The organism is Nostoc sp. (assembly GCF_036917275.1).
In the GTDB taxonomy this organism is placed as follows: Bacteria; Cyanobacteriota; Cyanobacteriia; order Cyanobacteriales; family Nostocaceae; genus Nostoc.
In genome coordinates, this window is sequence record NZ_JBALDF010000048.1 from 14,161 (window position 1) to 30,618 (window position 16,458).

The window sequence follows — 16,458 nt, forward strand, 5'->3', positions numbered from 1 at the left end:
AACTAAAATACGATATTTGTTCAAATCCTCTTTTATATATGTAATATTTTATACTTATATTATTTTAAAATTCTAAAGAAGGATCAAAAATCCAAATAAACTTTATTTAATGCTACCATCGGCTAAAAATCAAGGATATCGGTGCGTAGACGCTCTTAGCGGTGAGCCAGTCCGGCGGACGGGTTCCCCGGCATCAAGGAACTGGCTGTCTTCGTAGCGATAGCGCAGCGTAAAGCCTTACTCGTGTAAGATAAATAAGCTGATAATCTCAGCGATTGTATCAAGTAAAAATATACTTCTATTAGATATGCTGCTCGCATATCTTTTTAAAATAATGCCAAACTCCAGCTTGAAAGATGACCCATTATGGTTTAAAAATGCAATTATCTACGAACTAGGTGTTCGCACATTTGCCGACAGTAATGGTGATGGTATTGGTGATTTTGCAGGGCTGACAGAAAAACTAGACTATTTACAAGATTTAGGTATTACTGCCATTTGGTTGTTACCTTTTTTCCCTTCACCACTCAGGGATGATGGTTACGATATTGCCGATTACACTAGTGTCAATCCTATCTATGGCACGTTAGAAGACTTTAAAGCGTTTTTGAGCGCTGCTCATCAGCGCGGTATTCGTGTAATTATCGAGTTAATTATTAACCATACCTCTGACCAACATCCTTGGTTTCAAAGAGCACGTCGCGCCCCAAAAGGAAGTCAGGAGCGAGACTTTTATGTTTGGAGTGATACTCCTGAAAAATACCAAGAATCGCGAATTATCTTCCAAGATTTTGAGACATCTAACTGGGCTTGGGATTCAGTTGCCAAAGCTTATTGCTGGCATCGTTTCTATTCCCATCAGCCTGATTTGAATTATGACAATCCCTTGGTGCGCCAGGCAGTATTTGATGTTCTAGATTTTTGGTTGGAGATGGGTGTAGATGGACTACGTATGGATGCTGTACCTTATCTATACGAACGGGAAGGAACGAACTCCGAAAACTTACCCGAAACCCATGCGTATTTGAAGGAGTTGCGATCGCACATCGACGCGAAATTTCCTAACCGGATGTTACTAGCTGAGGCGAACCAATGGCCTGAAGATGCAGCTCAATATTTTGGTGAGGGGGATGAGTGTCACATGAACTTTCATTTTCCCCTAATGCCGCGCTTGTTTATGGCAGTGCGGATGGAAGATAATTTCCCGATTGTAGATATTCTCCAGCAAACTCCATCCATTCCTGATAACTGTCAGTGGGCATTGTTCCTCCGTAACCATGACGAACTGACTCTAGAAATGGTGACAGATGAAGACCGCGATTTTATGTATGGGGCCTATGCCCAAGACCCAATGATGCGGGTAAATTTAGGCATCCGCCGTAGATTAGCGCCGCTTTTGGGCAATGATCGCCGCCAAATTGAGTTACTTAATAGTTTACTGTTATCTTTGCCAGGAACCCCCGTACTTTACTACGGTGATGAAATTGGCATGGGAGATAACGTTTATCTAGGCGATCGCAATGGTGTTCGTACACCTATGCAGTGGAGTTCTGACCGCAACGCCGGTTTTAGTCGCACCAACCCGCAACGCTTGTATCTACCTGTCATCGTTGACTCAGAATATCACTACGAAGCCCTCAACGTCGAGGCACAACGGACTAATACCAATTCTCTCTGGTATTGGATGAAACGTTTAATTGCGACTCGCAAACGGTTTTCGGCATTGGGTGAAGGGCGTTTTGAATTGCTACAGTCTAATAATCGCAAAGTTTTTGCCTTCAGCCGGATCGCCTCTGAAGAACAAATATTGGTAGTAGCAAATTTATCTCATTATGTGCAAACGGTGGCGTTAGATTTATCAAGCTTCAATGGGTTACTACCAGTAGAAATTTTTGGTTCCACCGAGTTTCCACCGATTACAGAATCGCCCTATTTCCTTAGCTTAAGTCCTTACGGGTTTTACTGGTTCACCTTACAACGCAAACCTAGCTCAACTCAACCCCTTAAACCCCAAGCAGATTTAGCAACTTTGCTGGTAAATGGTTCATGGCAAAATGTGATTTTGCAACGAGAGTCAAAAAGCATTATAGAATCAACGTTGCGGGACTATCTCTATAGCTGTAGCTGGTTTGGCGGCAAAACTCAGATACAATCAACACAAATAATTGAAGCGATTTCTTTACCCTATAACCAACAGATAGCTCAAATTGTTTGGTTGCAGGTAGATTATATCCAAGGAAACCACGAAACTTATCTGTTGTTTCTCGCCTATGCAGAAGGTGAGCAAGCAACATATCTTTTGGCAGAAATGCCGCAAGCTGTGATTGCACGGCTTGGGGTGCAAGGCAAAACAGATGCTCCTCAAGCCAATACTCAAGAAGTTGGAATTTTATTTGATGCTTTAGCAGACAAGAACTTTCTCACCTCACTGCTAGATGATGCGATTGCTAATCATCACTCTTATAAAGGGATAACCGGAGAATTATTTGGCACTACTACTGATTCATTCTCCGAATTGCGCCAACAGTTAACCAATCGTGAGCCGATTGTCCTAAATAAAGAAGAAGAAACCAATACTTATATAGTTTATGGCGATCGCTTGTTGTTGAAACTCTTCCGCAAAGTCGAAGAGGGTTTGCAGCCAGATTTAGAAATCCGGCGTTTTCTATACCAGAAAAAACGCTTGCAACACTCAGTTTTTCTAGCTGGTGCTTTAGAATACCGTAGTGCAAATAAAATAGGCAATAAAACTGTCCTACCCACAACTATAGGCATATTACAAGAGTTTATTTCAGATAGCCGTAGTGGCTGGGACTATACTCTTGATAGTTTGCAAAAGTACTTTGATTTAGTGACTACAGAACACGCCACTATTACCGAAGTGCCTCTGCCATCAGGTTCATTATTAGATTTACAGAGAATTGAAATTCCAGAATTAGCAATTGCAACTATCACTTCTTACCTGCAAAGTGTTGAGCTATTGGGTAAATCCACAGCTGAATTCCATATAGCGCTGGCTACAAATATAGATAGCTCAGACTTTGCTCCAGAATCTTTTTCATCACTTTATCAACGTTCGATATATCAAAATGCACGGAACTTAACCGGACAAGTATTTCGGTTGTTAAAAGAACGAGCAAATTACTTGCCAACCGATACTCAACCATTAGCATTAGAAGTTCTAAATAGTCAAAATAAAATCTTAGAACGCTTTCAGGTAGTTGTCGGGCAAAAAATTACTGGATTGCGGACTCGTCATCATGGAAACTACCATTTATCGCAAGTATTTTACACAGGAAAAGACTTTATTATTGCTGATTTTGAAGGCAAAGCGGATCGCAGTTTAAGCGAACGACGCATAAAGCGATCGCCTCTACGAGATGTAGCAGGAATGTTACTATCTTTCAACTATGCAGTTAACGAAGCTCTCCACTATCAAAAAGAATCTGGGATGATCCTGCCTGAAAATTTACCCCTTATAGAACAATGGGGACAGTTTTGGTATACCTGGGTTAGTACTAGCTTTTTGAATTCTTATTTAGAAACTACTAATAAAGAATCTTTCCTGCCAAAGACAACACAAGAATTAGATGTGCTACTTTTTGCCTATCTTTTAGAAGAAGCAATTGACGCACTAGGCGATGAACTAAATAATCGTTCTGATTGGGTAGAAATCCCACTCAAATTTATTCTGCAATTATTGAGTGAAACTGCTTAAACAGTTTTTCGATGTTTAAAAAGTGGGAGGTTATTGTAAAATCTACTTGAAGTTGCACGAACTGGACTTACGAAAAAACGAACCGCGTACTCCTGCAAAGAAGCAAGCTACGCGCAGCGTCTCGTAGAGAAGGGTGCAAAGTACACATAGACGCAGCAGCGGCTACTCTGCGAGAATGCTAAGAGCGAACCCGCAGGGTAGAAATAAGAGTTTTAGAAAGTTACTACGTAAGCCCTAATGAAAATTACTTGAAACTCAGGGCAATTAAATTACTTATTAGTGACAAATATCACAAATACTGAATATTAGTATTCAGTATCTACCGGAGAGGGCTATTCCAGGTTAGGATGATCACTAACGATGCCTTGAATTAGATATCGATATTGAATTGTTGAGATTTTATGGACCATAGTCCACAAGATGGCAGTATAAACCTCCTCTGATCTGGCGAGGAAGTCTCCCAGCGCGGGGGAGACTTAGGAGATATATATTATGCTCACAGAAGATATTCGTGATTTGCTGACTGATACTACCGATTTAAACCAGTTGAAATGGGATTTAAATCGGTTACAACCTGTGGATGTGGGAGAATACATTACACAATTGCCTGAAAAAGAACGTGCGATCGCATTCCGTTTACTCAACAAAGGTCAGGCAATTGATGTATTTGAATATTTGCCAACAGAGGTGCAGCAGGAACTAATTAACTCTTTGCATGATGTCCAGGTAGTGCATCTTGTAGAAGCAATGAGTCCTGATGAACGGGCAGAATTGTTTGACGAACTACCTGCTGGCGTAATCAAACGACTATTGCAAGAACTCAGTCCAGAACAAAGGCAAGCAACAGCAACGATTCTCGGCTATCCAGAAGGCACTGCTGGGCGGGTGATGACAACCGAATATGTCCGGTTGCGGCAAGGATTGACTGTAGGTGAAGCCCTAAGTAAAATCCGCCGTCAGGACGAAGACAAGGAGTCGATTTACTATGCCTACGTCACAGATGACAACCGGACACTGGTGAGAGTAGTTTCACTGCGCCAGTTACTGTTTACCTTTCCCGATGTTTTCATCAAGGATATTTCTAGCGATCGCGTCATCAAAGTTAGAACTGAAACTCCTCAAGAAGAAGTGGCGCGAATCATGCAGCGCTACGACTTAATCGCTATCCCCGTAGTTGACCGAGAAGACCGATTAGTCGGCATTGTCACCATTGACGATGTGATGGATATTTTGGAAGAGGAAGCCACAGAAGATATTCAAAAACTGGGGGGGGTGAGTGGTGATGAAGCTGCTTTATCCTCTCCCTTACTTACCATCCGTAACCGCTTACCTTGGCTATTGGGCATCATGGCACTGTATATTGGTGCCGCCAGTGCGATCGCGCCTTTTCAATCTGTAATTGCCGCAGTGCCGGTTTTAGCAGTAATCATGCCGATTTTTTCCAATACTGGCGGCACTGTAGGTATTCAATCATTAACAGTGACAATCCGCAGCTTGGGAGTAGGTGAGGTAACACCCAAAGATACCTTAAAAATTCTCCGCAAAGAACTTTTAGCTGGTTTAGCCACAGCCCTAGTTTTAGCAACAACGATGATCCTGCTTTCCTTAATTTGGGCACGACCTCAAGAGCGATGGGTGGCTTTAATTGCCGGAATGGTAATGGCAACTAATACAATTGTGGCTGTTACACTCGGCACTTTACTGCCAATGGGTTTGAGACGACTGAAGCTTGACCCTGCCCTAGTTAGCGGGCCGTTGGTGACTACAATGCTAGATACTATTGGGTTTTTAACGTTCCTTACTCTGATTTCCTTTGCTTTGCAGGTATTACATTTACCAAGTTAATGGACGGATGAAAGACCTCAAAAGCTAGCCAGTTCATTTCAAGCTTAGAATGCAGGAGCGATTTGACGCTTTCAAAAATTAACTGGTCTACAGGGTTAGTAATTGCAGCGAAAGTTAGAGGACAGACAGCAGTAGGATTGCCAGGAGAGCGATTTTTTTCGGGGGAGATGGGTAACAATTAAGTGATTTATCTAATACCTTATCCAATTGACAAGCGCTATATAAATCCTTGATGTTAGAGAGAACAAGTAGGTAATTTGATATAAGACAAGTGATATCATTTCCTCTGCATATGTAAATTAAAAAGCTGTAGAGACGCGATCGCTCTCTATGCAAGAAACTGATTGCTATTTATGCCTACTACCACCTGGAATCGTCATCACATTCTCTCCCTAGCTGACTTCACTACCGCTGAATATGATACAGTTTTGCAAACTGCTGCCAGTTTTCAAGAGGTGCTATCACGGCGGACGAAGAAAGTGCCAACCTTGCAGGGACAGGTGGTGGCGAATTTATTTTTTGAACCCTCTACCCGGACTCGCAGCAGTTTTGAAATTGCTGCCAAACGCTTAAGTGCTGATACACTCAACTTCGCCGCAGCCACTTCCTCTATGACTAAGGGAGAGACAATTCTCGACACGGCAAAAACCTATTTGGCCATGGGAACTGATATTATGGTAGTCCGCCATCGAGAGGCAGGAGTACCAAATGCGATCGCGGCTGAAATGGATCGTTTAGGTGTAAAAGTTAGCGTCCTCAATGCTGGTGATGGTCAACATGAGCATCCTTCCCAAGCCTTGCTAGATTTATTTACCATTTGTACTTTAATTGACCCAGATCATCCCCGACTGGAACTTTTAAAGGGTAAAAAGATTGCTATTGTTGGGGATATTCTCCATTCTCGCGTGGCGCGATCGAATATCTGGAGTTTAATTGCCAGTGGTGCCGAAGTGCATCTGGCAGCACCACCCACCCTCTTACCCAAGTTATTTGCCGAGTATATCTTGGAATCAGGAGTTAGAAGTCAGGATTTTGTTATCTCTTCATCCCCCTCATTTTCCACTTCCCCAAATCAACAACTTTTTCTACATTGGCAGTTAGAACCAGCTTTGCAGAATGCCGATTTTGTCATGACTTTGCGCCTGCAAAAGGAACGCATGACGGCTCATTTGCTGCCAAGTTTGCGAGAATATCATCAGCTATTTGGTATTACACGCACAAACCTGCAACTTTGTCAACCTAACGTCAAAATTTTGCATCCAGGTCCAGTCAACCGTGGTGTTGAAATTAGTTCTGAATTGATGGATGACCCAGAATTTAGTCTCATTCAATCGCAAGTTACCAGTGGTGTTGCTGTTCGCATGGCCTTGCTGTATTTGTTAGGTAGCGGCAAGGCTTAATTGACATCCACCTTTAGATATTCCTTTCACACCCAGAGCCAAGCAGGCATTAGAACAATCAGGGCAATTTGATGTTAACTACGAACGTAAAATTAATCCTAATGATCTTTTAATTTTAGTCCGATCGGACTACCTCACAGAAAAATACATAGTCTCATAGAAATTATGTATTCCTCCGATCGCATGAGGAAATAATTTTGTAATCTTGGCACACTGGTAGCGTAGAAGTTAAGAATTTAATGACTTCTAGAAATGTCGGAGGTAAATATGAAACGAATTTTTTTGACGGCAGCAGCCATACTCAGCACGCTATCTTTAGCTGCTCCCATTCCCGTCAAAGCAGAAAACTCCGTCCCTGTCCGGCGCTTGCTGGAAACTAGAGCATGTTTGGGATGTAATTTAGCAGGTGCAAACCTCAAAGGCGCTCATCTAATAGGTGTTGACCTGAGAAATGCAAATTTAAAAGGAGCTAATCTCGAAGGCGCTAACTTGGAAGGTGCCGATTTAACTGGAGCTAATTTGAAGTCTGCTAATCTCACAAAAGCATTCGTTAGCGACACTATCTTAAATAATGCCAATCTCACCAACGTTAATTTGAGTAAGTCCCGTTTATATAATAGTGATGTAAATGGTGCAGTTATGGCCAATATTGATTTAAGCGGTGCTGATGTATTTAATACTGCCATTAGTATAGGTGGAGAATACTAATGGTGAGTATGATTTCAAAGTGATGAGTTAAGAGTCACATTCAACCCCTAACTCTACACTTGGTAAGTTTTATTCACCAGTAATCGACAGTTCATTAACCCAGATTTTCGGGCAAACCCCCCCTGGCGTTAACTCAGCCTCTTTTTCTACATAAATAATTGACTTTAAGAGTTCTAAGAAATCGCCAGCAACTGTTGCTGACTCAATACTCGTTTTGACACCCTTATTAACTAGCCAACCATCAAACGGCAAAGAAAAAGAACCTTGCAAGGATTTAACTCCTGCATGAAGAGCTTGTAAATCATCAATAAAAATCACATTTTCAGCCGTTTCTAAGCTCAACTCTTCTTCAGGAGTCGCTGTTGTAAAAACGTGATAAAAATTGGGACTAACGCTGACTTTTGCACCAATACTGGCATTACCCGTTGGCTGGGTATTTAGCCTTTTAGCAGTGCCTGCACTGTGGAGAAAGCTTGTTAAAACACCATTTTCAATCAGTGAAATCTGACGAGTAGGAGTTCCTTCACCATCAAAAGTTTCTGCCCCTACGTTAGCTGGGTGAAGTGCATCATCAAAAACCGAAAGCAGAGGAGAAGCTATCTGCTTACCTAAATCATCAGGAGTAGATAGACTTTGATTATCCAAAATACTTTGGGCATTGAACAAGTTGGAAAAACCACCCAACAGACTTAAGAAAGCTTCCGGTGAGAAAACAACTCGATATTTACCTGTCTTGATTTTTTCATAGTTCAAGTGGCTGATAGTTTTATCGGCGGTTTCTTTGATGCAACCATTGATATCTAGATTATTTAAACTCTGGTTGATTCTAAAAGCACCTCCACTGCGAGGCTTTTTTCCTTCTTCCTCAGTTTTGCTGTAAAGATAAACTGATGCTAAGGAGTGAGATTCAGTTCTCACTGCACCGTCGCTATTGAGATAAAATCTATCAATATCTCTTTGCGATAACCCATTATAAGGCACACCTTTAATTGCTGGATGAGCTGCCAATAATTCTTTTTCAGCTACCAACAATCTTTCTATGAGTTCAGCAACAGGTGCTTGAGGTGTCTTATCCTGAGGTTTATTTGGGATAGGAACAGTTGCTTCTGGACTAAAATCAGGGACATTTTCCTTAACACCAAAGAAACTGGCTTCGTAGGCAGTTTTTAAAGCTAATTCCAAGCCCTTGGGATCTACATCTGTGGTGCTGGTGACACCCATTGTATTATTTTCATTCCAAACACGAACAGTAACACCAGAGCGATTTGAGGCTTTGACTTGTTTTGGCTCACCTTGGTCTACTTGTACGCTAGTGTCATCTACTGTTGAGCCATAAATGTCAAATTTATTAATACCAAGCTTCTCAGCATTGTCCTTGGCAGAATTTGCAATCTCATTGATATTCGGCATAGTCAATTTTAGATTTTGGATTTTCTCGCTCCCTGGTTAACATCGGGAGTGTAATACTAGAAGGCTTCTGCCTCTTATATAAAATATAGTGGCACCACAAGGAAGGCGTTTCCAGGTGGAACCTGGGAACGAGTTAAACGAGTTGACGAGGTTATCGTCCACCTACAGTAATAGAATCAACCTTGATGTGAGGCTGTCCTACTGTGGTGTAAATACTGCCACTAACAGAGCCACAAAAACCTGGTGCAATTTCCAAATCTTGGGAACACATAGAAATTTTATTCATAATTTCCTTAGCTTCACCAATCAGAATTGCTCCCTTTAGCGGTTTGGTAATTTTGCCATTTTCAATCAAATAAGCTTCATCAACACCAAAATTAAATTGACCTGTAGCACCAACGCTACCACCACCCATCTTTTTACAATAAATACCTTTATCAACAGAGGCAAATAAATCATCAATGTTATATTCACCAGAATCAATATAGGTATTACGCATCCGGCTAGCAGCGGCAAAGGTATAATTTTGGCGGCGTCCACTTCCAGTTCTTGGCTGACCGGTGCGTGCAGAACCTGTTCTATCTGCTAAGAAGTTTTTGAGAACACCTTTTTCAATTAATAGGGTTCTTTGAGCAGGCATACCTTCGTCATCCATATCAATTGTCCCGAAGGCATTTTCAGAGCGCCCTTCATCCCAGGCTGTCAAACTTTCGTGGGCAATTTTTTCGCCTTTTTTGTCAGCAAAGGGAGTGGTATTGCGTTCAATTTGAGTGGTTTCTAGCAGGTGTCCGCAGGCTTCGTGGAAGATTACGCCGCCAAAGTGATTGGCCATAATGATGGGGTAAGTACCTGATTCCACGTAATCTGCGTAGAGCATTTTTCCAGCAGATTCTGCTATTTTCTCAGCAGCTTGTTGAGAATCCCAAGTTCTCAAGAAGTTGGCATCGCTAGTGTTACCAGCGCGATCGCTAATTGAGGTACGATTAGCACCATCAGCACACAACAGGTTAAATCCTACTGACTGGGTGAGGCGAATGTCACGGGCAAAAGTACCATCACTGGCGGCGATTAAAACTTCTTGCCAATCCCGGAAATAGCTAGCACGGCGCGATTGAACGTGGCTAGCTTTTTGCTTCAGGTGGGCAGTACCATCAAGGAGGATTTCTCCCATTTCTCGGATGGAGCTACACACTGGTAGCCAGGCATCTTTGCCTCTTTTAGTGGCGTAATCTCTCAATAATTCCAGGTTGATTTCTGGGATGAAAGCTTTAGGAGTAGGTAATTGCAATCCCAAGATGGAAAGACCTTTTTCTAAGGCTGCTTTCAAACCGGAAAAAGAAAGGTCATTTGTGCTGACATAACAGTCAGCTTTGCCGCGAAATACTCTGACTCCCGCGCCTGTAGACAGACTGGGTGAAATACTAGTGATGGAGTCATCTTCTGCAAGAGAACTAATATAGTTGCGACGCTCTAAAAATAATTCGATGAAGTCAGCACCTGCGGCGCGTCCTAGTCCCAGGAGGGTAGCCAGGGGGGCTTCCCAGGTTTCATCGAAACGCTCTGGTGTGGAGGAATATTGGAGGGTGGGAAGTTGATTCGAGAGAAGTAGCGTACTTGTAAGCATGGGTAGCCTCGTCTGCTGGCGTAATTCAGAGATTTGACTGAAAAATCCCGGTGTGTTCAGTCTAACAAATCAGTGAAAGCCACAGTCGGTAGAAAGGCAGTAGAGGTTTCCTCACCTGGGAATTCCACCCCGCTACCTCTGAGTGTCTGTATACAAAGTAATAATGAGGCTCAGAACTTATATTAAAAATTAATCGTAATATATAGAGGTTGATTCAATACTTCTCGGATAATTACTCACAAATTCCCTTATTGTCTGGAAAAGGTTAAGGGGAAAAGATATCCCCTCAAGACTTTAAGGTTACAAAAAAAATAATAAAGAAAGCGAGGTACATGCAGGTTTATTTCCGATTTGCAATTTTCAATGGAATTCTTGTTGTTTCTTGCTCATTGAAAGTCTGACCTAAATTGGAAATTTCTCCTGTAGATAATAGATTCTTAAACAGGAGCTTTAGAGTTCGAGTAATAGTTTTAATAATTTTCATTTTGCTAGCAGTCGGTTTTTGATCGTATCTCAAAACCATTGGAATTTCTACGATTTTTGGTTTGAGCACTTTGGCTTTCAGCAGTAAATCTATCATGCAAGCAAATCCACTTTCAGTGAATAAATTGTCCCCATAATACATATCCAGTTTATTAAGGAAAGTTCGGTTATACAGCCTGTAACCACAAGTATAGTCTCTTACACCTGGTACACGGGCTGCAATTCTAAAAAGCCAGCTGGCTCCGTAACTCATTATCTGTCTAAATGTTGATAAGCCTATGACTTTAGAGCCTTTTCGATATCTAGATGCGATCGCAATATCATAGCTACCAGCTATCATCGTGTCATACATCTTTATTAACAGTTCTGGTGGTTGAGTGTTGTCGCAATCCATCGCGGCTAAAAAATCACCTTCTTTGGAAACTTCTAAGAAAGTTGTGAAACCTGTTTTGATTGCTTGACCTAAACCAACATTTTTGGGATGTCGGACTAATTTCAGTAATATTCCCAATGATTGAGATTCTTCTAAAGCAGTTTCAGCAGTTGCATCACTACTGCCATCATCAACAAGAATCAGTCGGATCTCCATATTAGAGATTTGCTGCAATATCTGAAACTTTTTGAACAACGGGCGAATTGATTCTTGCTCGTTGTATGCGGGTAAAAGAACAAAAAGACTCATAAAAACCTCATGTGATTTTGAAAATAAAATACCATACCATTACTCAAATTTCAAGAATTCAGTAATGTTGATTTTTTGAGAAAATCATCAACTTGTCGCACAACTGCGTTATTGTTAACACTATCATTGACCAACTGTGAGGTATTGACAACGAAAAAATCATCGTTTTCAGTACTCACCTTTGGAACAAGGCTTGAATAATTTAAAACTTGTAGTGGCTGTACTTTAATAGCTCGATTAATGTGTGCCGCTACAATGTCATCTGCTTTGAGTTCCGGGAACATCAAACGTATACCCTGGAAAAATACTTGACGCAATTCATCATCTGGCTGTTTTAACAATGCGTCAGTGGAAAGTATATATTTTGGTAGGAATGTCATGTGATATCCTGCTGTCTCTTGTAAAGAAACTAAGTTGCTCATACCGATGACTCCAGTAAAGGGAACATTTCTATCGGCAATATTTACCACGTAAAAAGGAACTAGAGCCTTGCGAGTAATCAGTACCATGCAGATTACACCCAGGTATTCTACTGTTTCACCAGTGTCTGAAACTTTCACCAGTTCATTGGCAGCAACCTGTTGCAGAATATTAACTGGGCCAGTAAAAATGACTTTATCAAAATGTTCCTTTTTACCCTGAGATTCTACCCACATTCCACCCCCTGGATGAGGTGCGATATATTCTACCGTAACACCTGTGTGGATATGACCTCCAGCCGCGTAAATTAATTTTTCTATATGGTCAAAAACAGTTTTATAACCACCTGAGACATAACCAAGTTCTTCTTTATTTAATGATGAATCCCGCGCTGAAAATAGTCGTTTGATATAAGCCCAGATAAAAACTGCTGATATTCGCTTATAGTTCTCTCCTAATTTGGATAGAAGCAAGGGTTTCCAGAGCTTTTCGTATGTGCTTTTACCACCAAGTTTCAAGAGCCAATCTTCAACTAAAATCTTCTCTAAGCGCCGCCAATTATTAAGGCGTGAACCATACAGCAGAGTGAAAGCTAATCTGATTTTACCTATAAGTCCAAACAGAGGAAAGCGCAGAAATTCTATACTGTTACTAATAGAATAAAATTTTTGATCGTCGTAGAAACCTGTTAAACTTCGATGCCAACGCAGTTTATCTCCAAGACCAATATCTCTGAGAAAATTTATTAAGTGAGTATCAGAAGGTAGGATAACGTGATAAAAGCGATCCCAGGTAAACAACCCATAATCATGATAGGTGGTAAGTCCACCAAGCTGCTTGCTGCTATCGAAGACAGTGACAGTATGTCCTTGATGTGAAAGACGTTGGGCTAATACTAGCCCAGTTATACCCCCGCCAATGATGCCTATATTCATAAATTTAGATTTTTTTAGGGATGTTTTTGATATTTATCTTCAGAGGTTTTTAATATTAATCACCTCAATGTTTGTCCCTTGAGCTATTAATTTACAACAAGAATTACACCAGTTATGATAATGGAAATTCCCAACCACTGGCTAAATAGAACCTGCTCTTTTAGGAGATAGTGAGAAGCAACTGGTATAAGCGCATACATTAATCCTAAAACTGGAAATGCTTGGCTCAGAGGAATTGTCCGCAATACATAAAGCCACAATATAGTCATAAATGTATAACAGATAAACCAAATCAAAAAATAACGAGAGAATAGCAGATTTTGGATAGATGTGCTTGCTCCCTTAGTATGGCTAGAAATGTAAAGTCCATATTTTAGTGATAGGTTAGCTGTTGTTCCTAATAAAACAACAAGTATTAAAAGCAGCCAAATAATTATGTTCATTTATCGATACTTATTAGAGAATTAACTATAAATCTATATAGACTTTTTAAGTGGAATAGCCACTAAAAGAACACCCACAAAAATAGTGATTACTCCTGCTATTCGAGTTAGTGTAATTACCTCATCAAAAAAGTAGTATGATCCTAAAAGGATCCCAACATAATTTAAACTAGTCAGTGGATAAGCAATACTCAATTTTACAGAGCGGAGAGCAAATATCCAATTTACTATTCCTAAACAATAAACACTAACAGCTAATGCTAATTGTTCAAGAAATACCCAAGTAAATATTCCCTCATTTGTCTGGCTCATGGTATGCTTCATCAGCAATTGCCCAGAAATACTAAATAAAATACTGATAAATAGGATGATATAAGGAATTATTTTAAAGTTGGAAATTTGCGAGATAGATTTCATTGTACATTTGCCTCAATCGAGATAAGAGGTATGAAGCGGACAGTAAATAGCCCGTTGTTTTGAACGTTTTGGATTTCGGTCACACCTTTTATGCAATTCAACCTCCACTTCAGTAAATAGACAACAAAATTAAGAAGGCTATGTTAGAGGGACTGATTTCAAAACGACCGTTGAAGCTCATGTTCTAGAGTTAGCAACTAAATACTATGCAGCTTGCAGGATGGTTGCTGTATTATCACAGCGTTCTATATAATCAAAGTAGAACACGCTAAATTAGTTTACTAGGTTATACTCTTATACAAAGCAGTTTTTTGCTTGGTAATTGGTATAATCAATTTAGAATTTGCCCAACTGTGAATTGCAGAAATCTTCCATATCAGCCAGTCATGCTTCAAGATTACTTTTGATGCGATCGCAATATCTAGGTCATAGTGGATGCAGACATAAGAAAAATTCAAAGATTTGCCACAAATATTGTGGGCAAAATTTAGCAGTCCACGACGCTGAATAGCCCGTCGTAGATATCACTTATGCTGAATTCGGATTATAGCTGGATGTTCACTAGATGGAGCTAAGGGAATAAAAATGGACTGCCAGAATTTTTGATTAATCCATTCATTAACTTTCATCAGTTCTATACTGCTGTATAAATCTTGTTGAAGACACTACTGAACTTCTCAACCCATTAACTTAACTGGATTGATAAATTGTTCTTAATTTGTTCCAGGAAAGTTTATTCATTTACCGATATACCATAGAATTTCTCCAGGCTCACAGACATCTCTGTAACCTCGGCTGGAAACTAAGCCGATTAATAAAAGTTTGTACTCAAATTGGGTGTGTACACGTATTTTTTTCGTGCGTAATAACACAAAAGTAACAGAAGTCTGCTTGGCTGTGGAAATTAAAGATAGATGAATCAGTCTACAGTAATTTGCTTTACAGGTTTCTGGGGAATTTTACTGAGTATCCAAATAGAGTTTTTGACGAGACTAACGGCTAATGTAAACTAGCCTTTGGTCATCAACTCACAGCTTTCGTTGATTTAAGCGGATTTGAGATGTTTTTACATTATTTAGTATTAGGCTTAATTGTTCTTAATCTTAACTATATGTAATTTTAACTAGAGGTTTATCTCAAATTTATTGTTACATATAATTACTTATTAGAATACCACGATAAAAGGGTGTTGCAAATTTATCGCCATACTTCATCAAAAATTCATTTACCGGAAATATACTTAAACAAAAACTTCATCAAATCGAAATTAAATCTAAACTTTCCTGTAAATGAATTTTTATTTTTAAGGATTTGTACATTTATGCAGCAGTTTCTGGGTAAGAAACTTCCAAAAGTAGAGATTTAGTATCAGACTCTAAAAGTGCAAAGCTAAGAGTTTGAGAAAGCCGAATTGAAACTTAGACAAAAATGCAAGCAATGGTTTATTGTAGTACTTAAATATACTTACTATAGCAAAAATTACAGTTGGTAAGCGAGAGTCTGAATCGTCTTCTATTTATCAAAGATAAGTCTAAAGTGGTCAAGGCTATACTCACGCAGGAGAATTTCCAATCAAAAAATTACCAACGTCTGTTTTTAGGCACATTAGTAGGTTATACCAATTTAATGTGAAGCTGCATTAAATGAGTAACTCTCCATTCTTGGCGCTCTTGGCGTACTTGGCGGTTCGTTTAATATTCTGTGCATCTTCATAGAGAATTGGTATTAGCTGTCTGATAATTTCCAGCAGTTTAAAGCTGAGAAAAAATTAGTTCGTGGTAGCTGGTATTAGTTAATTTCTCTAGGTTGTTTTCTTGTAGCTTCAGTTTGTTTTGACTCATTTTCCTGCAAAAGTCTCTTGGTAATAATTAAGACAATGATTAACAATCCAAACTGAATCTGCCAGGGTGCTAATACTAAACTTAAAATAAAGCTAATGGCTGCAAATACACCTGCAATATATGCGATTTCATCAGTACTGTTTTTAAAGAAGTAGCCAGTGGCTAAAGCAGTACACAGTGGTATCAAGAAAGACAAAGGCATCTTACTAACCTCTGAACTAAAAGTTGTTGTGCTTATAAAACAAATTGAAATTGTTTTTGGAATTGGGGTTAATTTTACATCCAATCAGGTTTTAGCCACAACAGTCGCTCGAAATAAATATTATAGAAAGTCGAGATTAGGCAACGTCGGATATTACACCAATTTGAATAATCATTCCGACAGATGAACCACCCAAAACCTTGGTGAATAACTCCTTCATTTGTGGTCAATGCTGGGTGTAGCAAGCTTTAACAGTAGGGGTGGCTACGGGGAGCAAGCTTTAAGTGTAAGAGCGCACAATACCTGACGGTAATGTTTTTTGTGCCAATT

The 16,458-nt window shown here is 40.0% G+C and carries 11 protein-coding genes; 4 read left to right on the forward strand and 7 right to left on the reverse strand.

The genetic code is table 11. From position 1 onward, the window contains the following. The first annotated feature begins 334 nt into the window (after positions 1-334). The 4 genes from treS (at position 335) to V7K35_RS18285 (ending at position 7,671) form a co-directional block, all read left to right on the forward strand. A complete protein-coding gene (gene treS, locus V7K35_RS18270) occupies positions 335-3,718 on the forward strand; it encodes a maltose alpha-D-glucosyltransferase (RefSeq protein ID WP_335080618.1) in 3,384 nt (1,127 codons plus the stop codon). 492 nt (positions 3,719-4,210) lie between these two features. Further along, on the forward strand, positions 4,211-5,563 hold the full coding sequence (mgtE, locus tag V7K35_RS18275) for a magnesium transporter (protein ID WP_335080619.1): 1,353 nt from the start codon (positions 4,211-4,213) through the stop codon (positions 5,561-5,563). 353 nt (positions 5,564-5,916) lie between these two features. Then, positions 5,917-6,963 (forward strand): aspartate carbamoyltransferase catalytic subunit, encoded by a 1,047-nt coding sequence (locus V7K35_RS18280; protein WP_335080620.1) that lies wholly within the window; start codon positions 5,917-5,919, stop codon positions 6,961-6,963. A gap of 267 nt (positions 6,964-7,230) precedes the next feature. Next, positions 7,231-7,671: a pentapeptide repeat-containing protein gene (locus V7K35_RS18285; protein WP_335080621.1), complete on the forward strand. Its 441-nt coding sequence runs from the start codon at positions 7,231-7,233 to the stop codon at positions 7,669-7,671. A gap of 69 nt (positions 7,672-7,740) precedes the next feature. Here the strand turns inward: V7K35_RS18285 and V7K35_RS18290 are convergent, their stop codons facing one another. The 7 genes from V7K35_RS18290 to V7K35_RS18320 all read right to left on the reverse strand — a co-directional run bounded on the left by V7K35_RS18290 (position 7,741) and on the right by V7K35_RS18320 (position 16,128). Then, a complete protein-coding gene (locus V7K35_RS18290) occupies positions 7,741-9,081 on the reverse strand; it encodes a TldD/PmbA family protein (protein ID WP_335080622.1) in 1,341 nt (446 codons plus the stop codon). A 151-nt stretch (positions 9,082-9,232) separates the two neighbouring features. After that, complete coding sequence (locus tag V7K35_RS18295; protein WP_335080623.1) at positions 9,233-10,705, reverse strand: TldD/PmbA family protein; 1,473 nt, start codon at positions 10,703-10,705, stop codon at positions 9,233-9,235. Positions 10,706-11,045: 340 nt separating this feature from the next. Then, on the reverse strand, positions 11,046-11,870 hold the full coding sequence (locus tag V7K35_RS18300) for a glycosyltransferase family 2 protein (RefSeq protein WP_335080624.1): 825 nt from the start codon (positions 11,868-11,870) through the stop codon (positions 11,046-11,048). A 50-nt stretch (positions 11,871-11,920) separates the two neighbouring features. Next, on the reverse strand, positions 11,921-13,225 hold the full coding sequence (locus V7K35_RS18305; protein ID WP_335080625.1) for an NAD(P)/FAD-dependent oxidoreductase: 1,305 nt from the start codon (positions 13,223-13,225) through the stop codon (positions 11,921-11,923). Between the two features lie 86 nt (positions 13,226-13,311). Then, complete coding sequence (locus V7K35_RS18310; protein ID WP_335080626.1) at positions 13,312-13,668, reverse strand: EamA family transporter; 357 nt, start codon at positions 13,666-13,668, stop codon at positions 13,312-13,314. Between the two features lie 33 nt (positions 13,669-13,701). Beyond that, the gene (locus V7K35_RS18315; RefSeq protein WP_335080627.1) at positions 13,702-14,085 is read right to left on the reverse strand and encodes an EamA family transporter; all 384 of its coding nucleotides are present in this window, start codon (positions 14,083-14,085) and stop codon (positions 13,702-13,704) included. 1,788 nt (positions 14,086-15,873) lie between these two features. Beyond that, complete coding sequence (locus V7K35_RS18320) at positions 15,874-16,128, reverse strand: hypothetical protein (protein WP_335080628.1); 255 nt, start codon at positions 16,126-16,128, stop codon at positions 15,874-15,876. Between the last annotated feature and the right edge of the window lie 330 nt (positions 16,129-16,458).

Excerpts from the sequence above, each read along its gene's own strand:
- treS (WP_335080618.1), top strand. The coding sequence starts at position 335 with ATGCCAAACTCCAGCTTGAAAGATGACCCATTATGGTTTAAAAATGCA.
- mgtE (WP_335080619.1), top strand. The coding sequence starts at position 4,211 with ATGCTCACAGAAGATATTCGTGATTTGCTGACTGATACTACCGATTTA.
- V7K35_RS18280 (WP_335080620.1), top strand. The coding sequence starts at position 5,917 with ATGCCTACTACCACCTGGAATCGTCATCACATTCTCTCCCTAGCTGAC.
- V7K35_RS18285 (WP_335080621.1), top strand. The coding sequence starts at position 7,231 with ATGAAACGAATTTTTTTGACGGCAGCAGCCATACTCAGCACGCTATCT.
- V7K35_RS18290 (WP_335080622.1), bottom strand. The coding sequence starts at position 9,081 with ATGCCGAATATCAATGAGATTGCAAATTCTGCCAAGGACAATGCTGAG.
- V7K35_RS18295 (WP_335080623.1), bottom strand. The coding sequence starts at position 10,705 with ATGCTTACAAGTACGCTACTTCTCTCGAATCAACTTCCCACCCTCCAA.
- V7K35_RS18300 (WP_335080624.1), bottom strand. The coding sequence starts at position 11,870 with ATGAGTCTTTTTGTTCTTTTACCCGCATACAACGAGCAAGAATCAATT.
- V7K35_RS18305 (WP_335080625.1), bottom strand. The coding sequence starts at position 13,225 with ATGAATATAGGCATCATTGGCGGGGGTATAACTGGGCTAGTATTAGCC.
- V7K35_RS18310 (WP_335080626.1), bottom strand. The coding sequence starts at position 13,668 with ATGAACATAATTATTTGGCTGCTTTTAATACTTGTTGTTTTATTAGGA.
- V7K35_RS18315 (WP_335080627.1), bottom strand. The coding sequence starts at position 14,085 with ATGAAATCTATCTCGCAAATTTCCAACTTTAAAATAATTCCTTATATC.
- V7K35_RS18320 (WP_335080628.1), bottom strand. The coding sequence starts at position 16,128 with ATGCCTTTGTCTTTCTTGATACCACTGTGTACTGCTTTAGCCACTGGC.